Genomic DNA, 12,893 nt, shown 5'->3' with positions numbered 1-12,893 from the left:
AAGAATAGACAAAGTTCCCCTCCTGGTAAAATTTAATTTTTTCAGTTTCATATAAAAGGGTTACAGGGTAAACATGGGAAGTATCCTAGAATGGCTAGGCGTCTTCAGAGTAGTTTATTCGCAACAAAAACAACATCTCAGCCTCTCTAAAGTTATTTCGAACGGTGGTGCTGCCAACACCGTTACGTACTTTTTGTTGACCTCCGACATGACCTGGAAACGTAATATAGCCGCGAACAGCCTCAAAATGATCCTCTACCGCTTCCGCCAAAAACAGAGTTGGAAACGAAAGAAATTCTGAAAAAAGCCATTCAGGCCAACCGGATATTGGCAGAGTTAGAAGGCACTTGCCGCAAGTTGTCCAATCCCAATATTCAACCCATTGACCCTTTGATTGTAATGAGCCTGATGCACTACCAGTTTGAAGCCATCCACCCTTTTGCCGATGGAAATGGATGTACCGGCCGGATCATCAATGTGCTCTACCTGGTAAATCGTAACTTGCTTACGGAGCCAGTGCTGTACCTGAGCAGCTATATCATTCAGCATAAAGCTGCCTATTACCGAACGTTGCGGGAGGGAACCGAGGAAGGGAAATGGATTGAGTTCGTCCTGTTTATGCTGGAAGCCGTGGCAGAAACCGCCCAACTCACGCTACAAAAGATTGATGAAATACTGAATCTGCAACAGGACATTTATGATGATATAAGGCAGCTTCCTCAGCGCCTGCCGTTCAGGGAGCTTTCTGAAATCCTTTTCAGTTATCCCTACACGAAAATCCGCGTATTGGAGGATGCCGGATTAGGCCATCGCCAAACGGCTGCAAAGTATCTCCAGATACTTTCCGAGGCCGGAATAGTAAAGCCAATAAATGTGGGCCGGGAAAATTATTATATCAATCACCGGTTAATGGATATATTTTCTGAGAATAAACCAAATAAGCTCCCACTTTGAAGCCTAACCGACAGGGGGATATCCACGCTGACGAATGGAATAAATACTGGATCAGACTATGCTTCGGAACGGCTGGGTGATGGAGGAGCATGTACTCAAACGGGCTTTCGGCCTATCGAATCTTGCGAAGTGCAGCGTTATTTTTTTACATTAGCCAATTGGATTACGGAAATGAAACTGAAAATTCAATATTAACACCGCTTCTCAAATGTTTTTATTCCTTAGTCTTAAGGCATTAGCGATTACAGAAACAGAACTGAAACTCATAGCCAGTGCAGCTATCATGGGTGAAAGCAATATCCCGAAAAATGGGAACAAAACGCCTGCAGCGATTGGAACTCCCAGTGTATTATAAATAAGTGCGAAAAACAAGTTTTGCTTTATGTTTTTCATGGTTGCATGGCTTAAATTTTTAGCTTTTACGATGCCCTGCAAGTCTCCTTTAACCAGCGTTATCATGGCACTTTCAATAGCTACATCGGTGCCTGTTCCCATTGCAATCCCTATATCGCTTTTAGCCAAAGCGGGCGCGTCATTAATGCCATCACCCGCCACGGCCACTACTTTGCCCTGTGCTTGCAGGCGCTCCACTTCTTTGAGTTTATCTTCAGGCAGCATGTTCGCTCTAAAACCGGCAAGGCTTAGCTCCTTTGCAACTGCCTGTGCCGTATCGTGATTATCTCCCGTGAGCATAAATACTTCAATACCTTTTCCCTGGAGGCTTTCGATAGCCTTAGCGCTGGTTTCCTTAATTTTATCACTTATCACAATGTAGCCGCTCACCACCGCATCTATGGCCAGATAAGATACCGTTTTCCCTTGTTTTTGGTATACGTTTACTTCTTCCTTCATTTCCGGAGAAATTTCAGCATTGGCATTTTCCATCATTTTAGTATTTCCCAGCGCCAGATTTTTACCGCCCGCTTTTCCTTCCACTCCCTTACCTGTAATGGCATTGAATGAATTTGATTTTAATATCTCAATATTTTTCTCCTTACCATATTTCACCGTTGCTTCAGCTAATGGATGTTCACTTTTATTATTCAATGAAACAATATATTGCAGAATGGCGCTTTCACTTAAATTATTATCAAAAGAGCCCACTTTTTCTACCGTTGGTTTACCTTCTGTAATGGTGCCTGTTTTATCAATAATCAGGATATTAACGCTATCCATTTTCTCCAAAGCTTCGGCATTTTTAATTAGTACACCATTTTGAGCACCTTTACCTACGCCAACCATTACTGACATGGGAGTGGCCAGACCTAAAGCACAGGGGCAGGCAATAATCAAAACGGCAATTGCATTCACCAAAGCATATACATACGCGGGTTCGGGACCCCACAAAGCCCAAACTGCAAAAGTCAGAATGGCGATGATAACGACTGCCGGAACAAAGTACGCAGAAACCTTGTCGGCCAGGTTTTGAATAGGTGCCCGGCTTCTGCTGGCATCGTTCACCATGTGGATAATCTGGGAGAGCAGGGTGTCGCTGCCTACCTTTTCGGCTTTCATCAAAAACGATTGATTCCCGTTAATGGTACCGCTGGTTATTTTATCCCCATTTGTTTTATCCACGGGAATGGGCTCTCCGGTGATCATGGATTCATCAATGCTGGTTTGTCCTTCCGTAATTACGCCATCCACAGGAATTTTATCACCCGGTTTTACTTTGAGAATATCTCCCAATTCTATATTGTCAATGCTTACCTCAATTTCATTTCCCTCTACAATTTTAATTGCTTTATTGGGCGCTAATTTTAATAGTTCTTTTACTGCGGAATTAGTTTGGCTATGGGCCCGTGCTTCCAATAGCTGGCCTAATAATACCAAAGTTAAAATAACGGTAGCCGCTTCAAAGTAAACGTAAACTGCACCATATTCCGATTTAAACTGATCCGGGAAAAAATCCGGAAATAACATGCCGAAGACACTGAAAACCCATGCTATCCCTGCGCCTATCCCAATAAGCGTAAACATATTGAGATTCCAGGTTTTGATGCTTTTATACGCACGTTCAAAAAACATCCAGGTAGCATAAAATACTACAGGAATTGATAAAACAAGCTGAACCCAATTCCAGCCTGATTGCCGCATAATGTCGTACAATGGATTATGGGGAAGCATTTCGCTCATTGCAATGAAAAAAATCGGTAAAGTAAAACCGACTGCTATCCAAAATTTCTTACGAAGTTTATTATACGTTTTCTCTTCTGAAGAACGATCCGGCTGCACCGGCACCAGGTCCATACCGCAGATAGGGCAGGAGCCAGGTTCATTTTTAACGACTTCCGGATGCATCGGGCAGGTCCATTTTTCGGAAGAAGGAGCGGTGGACAGGTTTTGCTCTTCTACCAGATCCATCCCGCAAACGGGGCAATCACCCGCCTGGTCGTATGTTTTGTCACCTTCGCAATGCATTGGACAATAAAAGACTCCAGCCCCTGTGCCCTGGGATTTTTTTTGCTTTTTGGGGGTGGAGTGGTGGTGATCTCCAGGAGGATGAATGCTGTATTGGCCGCCATTCTTTTGCAGGGCTTCCTGAAATACTTCGATAGGAATGTGCGATTCCATCTCTAGAGTCGCTTCGCCTTTTTCTAAATCAACACTAGCTTTTTTGACGCCTGCTATCTTCGATAATGTTTCCTCTACATGGCTTCGACAGCCGTTGCAGGTCATTCCGTGTATGGTGTATGTATGTTTCATGATGATGTTAAAAGATTGTTGTGGAATTACAATGGCTCCTATGGCTATTTCCTTCCGCAAAGGAACAAACATATAAAGGGTGAGAGGTTACGTAATTTTGGGATTGATTTGTAAGATTTACAAATCATCCAACGGCCTGCGCTTTACAGATCGAAGCTTTTTAAAGTGGCTTGGTGTAAGTCCGGTTACTTTTTTAAACTGATTGCTTAAATAGGCTACGCTGGAATAATTGAGTTGGATGGCAATCTCACTTAAGGTAAGTTCGTCATACACCAATAGTTCCTTTACTCTTTCAATTTTTTGAAGAATATAATATTTTTCAATTGTAATGCCTTCAACCTCAGAAAACAGGTTGCTTAAAGCGCTGTAATCCTGGTGCAGTTCCCGGGTTATATATGCAGAAAGTTTTACATCAATGCTGTTGCTCTTATTCTGTACCAAGTCAGTAATCAGGTTTTTTATTTTTTCAATAGTCTGGGATTTTTTATCATTGAGCAGATCAAAACCTAAAGATTGAAGCTCTTGAGTAAGATGCTCTTCAACTGAGGAAATGTCATTTTCCTGCAATTCAACTTCTCCCAATTCCACTTGCAGCGGATGTAGCCCTATTTTTTGGAGTGATGATTTTACAACCATTTTACAACGGTTGCACACCATATTTTTGATGTATATCTTCATAGTTTTTCGGTTTGCAGGTAGCATATTTTAACGAATGGAATTTATTTTTGTAAAGATTCCGATGAACTACCTTCCGTCCCATATTCTATTTGGCCTGTTTCAGCAGCTATTTCTTAATTATTTTTTTATTATTTTTAAGTTAGCATTAGAAAAAATCAAATTTAGAGAAAGTGCCTGAAAACTTAATGTTAGCAGTAATGTGAAAAAATATTTCATAATGTTTCTTTTGATTCTGACAAGCCCAAATTTATATAGTACATTACAAGTTGTCTTAATGTTGGTGTTCCTGAGATTGAGGTGTTCCTGATCCCTGACTTCCTTTCATTCCGATTTCGCCTGTAATTTCTCCACATCTAAGCATTTTATCTCCAAAATATGGATTATTGATTTCCTTAAACTCACTTAGCCAGTAGGCACCCTTTTCGTCTATTGCCATCGGGCAATAAGCTACAAAGACGGTTTCATGTTTTAGCCCAAAAGTTTCGACTGCTTTAATAAGTTGCCTGGATAGTGGAGCAAAACCCTCTCTCTGTTTTTCGATGTCTTTTGCTTTAAGGATCAGCCCTGTGTAGTTTTCTAATTCTGCAATATGGTTCATCCAAGCCGAATGCGCTTCTTCAGCTAATAAGCTCATATCAATTTTGTTTAATGCGGATTCAAGTTTTTTAGTATGGGATTGTGCAGATTTAAAATTGCTTTGCACCAAACTGTTTTTAAGCTCAAAGTATTGATTCACAAAATCTGTTAGTTGAACAGTAAACTCGTCAGGTACCGGAATGAATTCGTCTGTACCCCGATTCATCATGCTGTAATTGCCGCTAAGCTGTGCGGCCGCATCTATTGCAAACACTCCGTTTGTAACAATTTCTTCGTTTTCGGTTAGTCCGCTTTCCACAATATAATAATCACTCAATGAAGCACCGAGCGTTATTTCTCTCATTTCAAAAGCGGGAAATTCTGAATTGGGAACTTTCACATACACAACGGAGCGTTTACCTGTCCAGAGAAGTGATGTTTTGGGGATTGCCAGTGATTTTTCTTTAACTGGCAAACTCGCTTTTATTCTACCTTTCACATACATTTCAGGCTTAAGTGTTTGTTGAGGATTGTTTACTTCAACCCTCACTGATGCGGTCCTTGTTTGTGGATTGATTAATGGGTCTATAAAAGATATTGAAGATGTATACTCTTTGCCAGGAACAGATGTAACTGTAAAAGTAATTTTTTGGCCGATTCTGATAAAAGGCAAGTCACTTTCATAAGCATCTAAAAATACCCATACTTTACTGAGGTCTGCAATTTCAAAAAGAACGGTGCCTTTATTCACATAATCGCCTTTTGCTATATCCCTGCTGATTACGATGCCTGACAGGTCTGCATACACATCAAGTTCATTTAATACCACTCCGCTGTTTTCAATTTCCTTTATTTGTGTTTCAGTGATTTTCCACAGGCGAAGTTTTTCTTTAACAGCATTATAAAGTGGCATATTAATGTCTTTGAATTTCGCAGCTTCAATCAATTCTTTTTGGGCTGTTACCAATTCGGGAGAATAGATGGTTGCCAGTTTTTGTCCTTTACTTACCGTTTGCCCCGTGAAGTCTACAAACAGCTTTTCAATCCTTCCGGAATAGTTTGCGGTTATAACTGCTAATCTTTGTTCGTTCACAGCAACTTTTCCTGTGAGGTAAATTTCATGTTCGGGCGAAATTGATTTTACTTGCTGAGTTTGCACATTTGCCAGGGCTGTTGCCTCCGGGGACATTATATGTATAAAGCGACTGCTTTCTCCGGTGTCTGATTTTTGAGCGAGGGGAATCAGATCCATTCCGCAAATCGGGCAGTTGCCTGGTTCGTTTTGTCTGATTTGTGGGTGCATTGAACAAGTATAGATTATTTCTTCTCCCTGGTCATGATAATGTTGGGTTTCCGAGGTTTTGTCTGTTTTGAAAATCAGCCATCCTATAAATAGCCCCGCAATCAGCACCCATCCGAGTTGCAGAACTCTATTGTTCAGTATTTTATTTATTTTCTTCAATGTTTATTATTAACGTCCCATTAATCGATCCATCATAGCCACGGCAATATTTCCATCAATGAGGGCGACCAGATATTTTAAGCGATAATCCAAAAGTTGTTGTTGCATTCTTAGCACTTCTTCAAAGTTGCTCCCCTCAGTAGAATATTGCACAATCAGAATGTTCAATGCCTGATTTGCCAGGGATGTTTGCTCCTGATATAACATCACCCTGCGGTCAGCATCCTTAAAGTCTTTCAAGGCATCCTCATAGCTCACCATTAATTGATTGCTTACATCTTGTTTTTGCTCAATTGCCGATTGGCGCATATAATCCGATTCCCTGACAGATGCCGCGTATTTTTTTCGCCATAACGGAATAGAGACGGTTGCCATTGGCATCACCATATTTCGGCCGTTCATCATGCTTTCGCTATTGTCTCGCGGTCTGAAAATGTCATATTGCAGCCCCAGACCCATCATTGGTAATCCCATTTTCCGGTTCATTTTACTTTTTGATATAAATGCTTCTTCTTCTTGTTCCAGCATTTTCAACATTGGGTTATTGCTTTTAATGCTATCAGGAATTTCAGCTATTGAAAGCGGCATTTGTGCAGCCATGATGGTATCTGATAGTATTACAGGCTCATTTATATTTCTGTTGAGCAACTGATTAAAACGGGAAAGAAGTGGAATTTTACTGTCCTCCAGGAGCGCCAGATTGTTTTGCAGCTCGTTAATCTCCATTTGCACACGCAAAACATCAATCATGCTGCCGCTGCTGCCCATAGCTTCACCACTCATTTGAGGCCTATTCCGGGAAGGTGTGCTACCACCGGTGGAAGTTTGCCCTTGCATATTATTCGTTTCATCCATTCCACTGCCCGGCCTGCCTGTGTTTTGGTTTCCCGTACGCATATTTCCTGAACCTTCTGAACTGCTACTATTTTGACCCCCACTTTTAAATCGGGTTATGGCAATTTGTTCCATTGTTTTGAGCAGTGCAATGTTTTCTTTGGTTATGTCAATTTCCTTTTCCAATAATTGTAAAGTATACCAATTGGCTCTCACTTCATAAAACAGCATTGATTTTTCTGCATTAAATTCTTCAAATTTTGCCTTGGTCATATAAGTCATTTCATCTTTGGCTGCTCCCAGCGTTCCAAACCAGGGAAACATCTGCATTAATGAGATATTCCCAATCTGATTTCCCATATATCGCTCCATTGGCATAATGAAAAAGTTGAATGAAAACTGGGGGTCGGGCAGCGAACTGGCTTGCAGCACCCGCTCTGTTGATGCCTGATACTGAGAGTATTTGGATTTTAAATTCGGATTGTTTTCTGCTGCAATGATCAGGTATTCATCCAAATTTTGACCAATTGCATTACCCGCAAAGAGGAACAGAGACAATATAAATGTGATTTTAATTTTCATCTTGTATTCTTTCTTATTGAATATTCTTCCTTTGCAGCATATAACACCGGAACAATAAATAAAGTAATCAGAGCAACCGCCATACCTCCAAAGGCGGGTATCGCCATCGGTATCATTATATCCGCTCCACGGCCGGAAGAAGAGAGTATGGGTAGTAATGCCAATAATGTAGTTGCCGTGGTCATTAAACAAGGCCTTACCCTTTTCATCCCAGCTTCCAAAACAGCTTGCCTGACTTCACGAACGTTTGCGGGTTTACGTTTTTTGAAACTTTGCATCAGATAGGTGGAAATAACGACTCCATCATCCGTGGCAATTCCAAATAAAGCAATAAACCCTACCCAAACTGCCACGCTCAGGTTATAGGTTTTCATTTGAAACAGTTCCCGCATATTTGCTCCAAACATGGAGAAATCCATAAACCAACTTTCGCTGTACAACCAAAGCATTAAGAACCCGCCTGCAAAGGCCAAAGCAATAGCGGAAAATATCATTAACGATGTAGTGACGGAACGGAATTGAAAATACAGGATCAGGAATATCACTGCAAGTACTAAAGGTACTACAATAGCCAGTCTTTTTTCTGCCCTTATCTGATTTTCATAGCTTCCTGAAAACTGATAACTCACTCCGGGAGGCACTGTTAATTCGCCAGAAGTAATTTTTTCTTTCAGGTAATTGTCAGCATCTTCTACTACCGTAACTTCCGAGAATCCATCTTTTTTGTCTAAAAGAACATAACCAACTAAAAAGCCGTTTTCTCCCCTAATCATACCGGGACCAGGACGATATTCTATTTCAGCCAGTTCACACAAAGGAATCTGTTGACCTGTTGGTGTAGGTATCAAAACACGTTTCATTACTTCCGGATCGTCTCGCCATTCCCTTGCATATCTTGCACGGATGTTAAACCGCTCACGCCCTTCTACCGTAGTTGTTAACGGCATTCCACCCAATGCTACTTCAAGATACATTTGCACATCGGCTATATTCAGTCCGTAACGGGCAATGGCGATGCGGTCAATATTTATTTCCAGATAGGGTTTACCCAAACTACGGTCGGCATAAACTGCTTCAGGTTTTACTGATGGCACTTCCTTGAGTAATTGTTCAATTTTCAGACTGAATTCTTCAATACTCTTCAAGTCGGGTCCAAATACTTTTAATCCTATTGGTGCCCGCATTCCGGTTTGAAGCATTACCAAACGGGTCTCGATAGGTTGCAATTTAGGGGCGGATGTAACTCCGGGAATATCGTTGGTGGCATTTACAATTTCATCCCAAATATCATCAGGAGCAGTAATGTGGTCTCTCCATTGGCGGAAGTATTGACCCTTTTCGTCTGGAATGAGATCGCCATTTTCGTCTCTCAAAAAATTACCCTGCTTGTCAACCTTAAACTGCATGGGATAACCGTTTTCATCATTTTTGTATTCATCCTTGTAAAGGATAATATTTTCAAACATTGAGATGGGTGCAGGGTCTAAGGCACTTTCCACCCGCCCGGCTTTCCCAACTACCATTTCTACTTCGGGAATAGCCTGTACCCGCATATCCAATTGCTTCAGATATTTTAAATTGGCTTCAACTCCGGAATGAGGCATTGAGGTGGGCATTAAGAGGAAAGAACCTTCATTCAATGCAGGCATAAATTCTTTCTCTAAGCCGGGGAAGGTGTGTAACAAGGAACTCCAACCAGAAGTTGTGCGGATATTCCATCCGGTTTTGTCCGTCACTTTTGGAATGAAACCAAAAACTTTGTCAAAGCCTAGCCAGATATTCAGGCCAAGCAAAATAATAAGAACAGGTAAGAGCAGGAAAATTATCTTATTCTCCAGACACCATTGCAGAATTTTTGAGTAATAGAGAATAAATAGTTTAAATCCACCGAGTACTACTCCAATTAATAAAGCAATAAATAGAATATTCAGCAGCAGGCTGTTCGCTACGCCTAATGGCATCCATTCCTTTGCGAGTAACCAGGCAACTGCTAAGGCTACAATGGAAATGGTAATTGTATTGTGATGGTGCCTGAAGAAATTATTAGACCTTAAAGAAGGTAATCTGTTTTGTTCTGCAAGATTTCCAATTAAGTTATTCACGCCTAAAAGGATAATCACAACGCCTGCCCAGACCGACCACCAAAGCAGGATAAAACCTGCAGAGATTAAAAGGATATTCAAAACTATCCGGTAAAATTTCTTAGGTGTTTTTAATGAAAAAAGCCAATGGGCAAAGGCAGGCATCATAAACAGAGTGATGATTAAGGCCGCGACCAATGCAAAAGTTTTGGTGAAAGCCAACGGCCCAAAAAGTTTTCCTTCGGCAGCCTGTAAAGTAAATACAGGAAGGAAACTAACAATAGTTGTGGTAACAGCGGTAAGAATGGCCGAAGACACTTCGGTAGATGCATTATAAACAGTAGTCAGCATGGATTGCCCCTGTGGTGCTTCATCATTATGCCGGAGAATGTTTTCGCTAAGAATAATGCCCAGATCCACCATTGTTCCGATGGCAATGGCAATTCCGGAAAGTGCCACAATATTGGCATCCACGTTCAGGTATTTCATCATAATGAAACACATCAGCACCGCCAGCGGCAGCAGTGCCGATATCATCAGTGATGCCCTTAAATGAAACACCATTATGATAATAACAATGATGGTGATGAGTATTTGCAGACTGATGGCTTCATTGAGCGTGCCGAGCGTTTCGTAAATTAATTCTGTGCGGTCATAAAATGGCACAAAGACCACCTTGGAAACTGTTCCGTCTTCAAGTGTTTTTGAAGGTAAGCCCGGACTTATTTCTTTGATTTTGTCCTTGACGTTTTGAATGGCTTTCAATGGGTTGTCGCCATACCGGGCTATCACCACTCCACCCACAGCCTCTACACCGCCTTTGTCTAAAAAACCGCTGTGTCCGCGGGGTGCAGGCCCTATATTCACTTTGGCAATATCCCGAATGCGAATGGGTATATTGTCCGTAACTTTTACAACTGCCTGTTCAATGTCCTGCAGGTTTTTTACATAGCCTAAACCCCGCACGTAGTATTCCACGAGGTTCATTTCCACGGTATTTGCCCCGATGTCAAGGTTGCTGTTTCTAATGGTTTGCATTACCATCATCATACTCACATTGTGAGCTTTCATAGCCACCGGATCCAGGTCAACCTGATACTCCTTTACAAAACCTCCAACAGATGCTACTTCCGAAACGCCATCGGCAGCCGTAAGGGCGTAGCGCACATAATAGTCCTGAATGGTTCTGAGCTCGTGCGGATCCCAACCACCTGCAGGTTTGCCGTTCTCGTCCCTGCCTTCCAGCGTGTACCAAAACACCTGACCTAAAGCCGTGGCATCAGGACCCAATGCGGGTGATACTCCTTCGGGAAGCATATCGGCAGAAAGGGAATTGAGCTTTTCCAAAACTCTTGACCGGCTCCAATAATATTCAACCTCTTCATTAAAAATAATTGCGATGAATGAAAGCCCGAACATGGAAGTGCTTCGCACCGATTTGACTCCCGGTAAACCAAGTAATGAAGTTGTGAGCGGATAGGTAATCTGGTCTTCCACATCCTGCGGACTTCTGCCCATCCACTCGGTGAAAACGATTTGCTGATTTTCGCCAATATCAGGAATGGCATCCACAGGAACAGGGTCTCTCGGCAGAAAATCAATATCCCAGTTGAAGGGAGCCGTGACGATGCCCCAACCAACAAACAGCACGAGCAACAGGGCCGTAATGAGTTTGTTCTCCAGGAAGAATTTTATAAGGGCATTTAATATCATTCCTACCTTGATTTACCTGAACCGAGGGTATTTAACATTTCCAAAGCTACAGCAAAATAACACTCTCTTTGTTTGCTTAAGTACTGTCAGATAAATTTATCTTATTCTTTTCACTTATTGTAATACCCATCCCTGTCTGTCAGGGTGAATTCAAGGTTATTAAAACCCCTGCTTTTATGAGGTTTATGAATAATGTCAGCATTTAAATTATTGGCGTTCTTCCATGATTGGTTAATATCTTCAACCTCGAAAAATAAATGAACCCCTAATCCGGGGAACTCGCGAGTTTTATTGGCTAAAGGTTTTAGTTTATTATGGCCCCACTGAGAAAACAAGAATAAACCGGCCATTATTTACCCGGTAAAATTGAATATAAGTAATATTGAATGCCCAGACTGATGCCGTAAGAATTCAGGCTGTTGGATTCCGCTGGGGGTTGGATTAGAATATTTCGAATTGCAAAGGCTATAGATTTGGCACAAAAAAAGGGCAGATTTCTCCGCCCTTTCATTGATAGAGGTATGCTGTATTGATTTGAAGCTGTTACCTTTTATTCATAAAAAGCGTAGCCGATCGTTCCTTGTACCCATGCGTTTTTATAACGTGGGGTTTGGGAAGTGCCATTACCATTATTGTTTTGAATATCCCATCCGGTGCGGGCTCCTAATATCAGATGCCTTAAGCTGATGTCAAAGCCTCCAACCAAACCTAAGATGTTTTTACGGATATTATCATTTTTAAATTCTTGCTCTTGTGAAAAGCTTGTAGATGAACTGATAAAAGTATCTTTTTGCTTCAGAAGATAAGAATATTGAGGTCCTGCCATAATTGTGATAAATTCACTTGGCTTTACAGCAAATTGAAGTGGGATGTCTAAATAGGTAGTAGTTCTTGTAAAATCGTATTCGCTGCCAAGCAACATTCCCTGTCCTTTAAAACCTTTCTGGGAAAACAATACCTCCGGCTGCAGACCGAAATATTTGTCAATAGGAATTCGTACGACACCACCGCCTACAAAACCAAACTTTCCGTCAGTATTCAGATTCTCTCCCCTGGCATTATAGACATTTGAATAATTCAACCCGGTTTTTAAGCCAATCTGAAATTTTTCACGGTTATCTGTTTCTTCATTTTGCGCAAATGCGGTACCTGAAACTATCAGAAACGCTGCCATTGCAATAACTTGGATGGTTTTCATAATTTTTTAAAATTGATTTTAGTTAACTCTCGTTTCTATATGTGAATTCATTTTCACAACACGCAAAGGTAGGACTGCACTTGAACGCGTTCATTACACAAGAGTGGAA

The 12,893-nt window shown here is 41.4% G+C and carries 8 protein-coding genes; 2 read left to right on the top strand and 6 right to left on the bottom strand.

Features of this window, described 5'->3' with window-relative positions:
* Positions 1 to 73 precede the first annotated feature (73 nt).
* Both WD077_05180 and WD077_05175 read left to right on the top strand, forming a co-directional pair.
* Positions 74 to 301, top strand: a complete 228-nt coding sequence (locus WD077_05180; GenBank protein ID MEX0966607.1) for a hypothetical protein — start codon at positions 74 to 76, stop codon at positions 299 to 301.
* Positions 280 to 954 carry a Fic family protein gene (locus WD077_05175; GenBank protein MEX0966606.1) on the top strand — a complete coding sequence of 225 codons (675 nt, stop codon included), beginning with the start codon at positions 280 to 282 and terminating at the stop codon, positions 952 to 954. Before WD077_05180 ends, WD077_05175 begins: the two co-directional genes overlap by 22 nt.
* 204 nt (positions 955 to 1,158) lie before the next feature.
* Here the strand turns inward: WD077_05175 and WD077_05170 are convergent, their stop codons facing one another.
* The 6 genes from WD077_05170 to WD077_05145 form a co-directional block, all read right to left on the bottom strand.
* The gene (locus tag WD077_05170; GenBank protein MEX0966605.1) at positions 1,159 to 3,660 is read right to left on the bottom strand and encodes a heavy metal translocating P-type ATPase; all 2,502 of its coding nucleotides are present in this window, start codon (positions 3,658 to 3,660) and stop codon (positions 1,159 to 1,161) included.
* A gap of 117 nt (positions 3,661 to 3,777) precedes the next feature.
* Positions 3,778 to 4,338: an AraC family transcriptional regulator gene (locus WD077_05165; GenBank protein MEX0966604.1), complete on the bottom strand. Its 561-nt coding sequence runs from the start codon at positions 4,336 to 4,338 to the stop codon at positions 3,778 to 3,780.
* A 271-nt stretch (positions 4,339 to 4,609) separates the two neighbouring features.
* Positions 4,610 to 6,376, bottom strand: a complete 1,767-nt coding sequence (locus WD077_05160; protein ID MEX0966603.1) for an efflux RND transporter periplasmic adaptor subunit — start codon at positions 6,374 to 6,376, stop codon at positions 4,610 to 4,612.
* 9 nt (positions 6,377 to 6,385) lie between these two features.
* Positions 6,386 to 7,792 (bottom strand): TolC family protein, encoded by a 1,407-nt coding sequence (locus WD077_05155; GenBank protein ID MEX0966602.1) that lies wholly within the window; start codon positions 7,790 to 7,792, stop codon positions 6,386 to 6,388.
* Positions 7,789 to 11,583, bottom strand: a complete 3,795-nt coding sequence (locus WD077_05150) for an efflux RND transporter permease subunit (GenBank protein ID MEX0966601.1) — start codon at positions 11,581 to 11,583, stop codon at positions 7,789 to 7,791. The genes WD077_05155 and WD077_05150 overlap by 4 nt, the downstream gene beginning before the upstream one ends.
* A 553-nt stretch (positions 11,584 to 12,136) precedes the next feature.
* On the bottom strand, positions 12,137 to 12,784 hold the full coding sequence (locus tag WD077_05145; GenBank protein MEX0966600.1) for a porin family protein: 648 nt from the start codon (positions 12,782 to 12,784) through the stop codon (positions 12,137 to 12,139).
* Positions 12,785 to 12,893: the final 109 nt, after the last annotated feature.

Source organism: Bacteroidia bacterium, assembly GCA_040880525.1.
Classification (GTDB): Bacteria; Bacteroidota; Bacteroidia; order CAILMK01; family JBBDIG01; genus JBBDIG01.
This window is presented reverse-complemented; position numbering and strand designations above follow the sequence as displayed.

Coding starts and splice junctions, on each gene's coding strand:
- WD077_05180 (MEX0966607.1), top strand. CDS start 74: ATGGGAAGTATCCTAGAATGGCTAGGCGTCTTCAGAGTAGTTTATTCG.
- WD077_05170 (MEX0966605.1), bottom strand. CDS start 3,660: ATGAAACATACATACACCATACACGGAATGACCTGCAACGGCTGTCGA.
- WD077_05145 (MEX0966600.1), bottom strand. CDS start 12,784: ATGAAAACCATCCAAGTTATTGCAATGGCAGCGTTTCTGATAGTTTCA.
- WD077_05155 (MEX0966602.1), bottom strand. CDS start 7,792: ATGAAAATTAAAATCACATTTATATTGTCTCTGTTCCTCTTTGCGGGT.
- WD077_05165 (MEX0966604.1), bottom strand. CDS start 4,338: ATGAAGATATACATCAAAAATATGGTGTGCAACCGTTGTAAAATGGTT.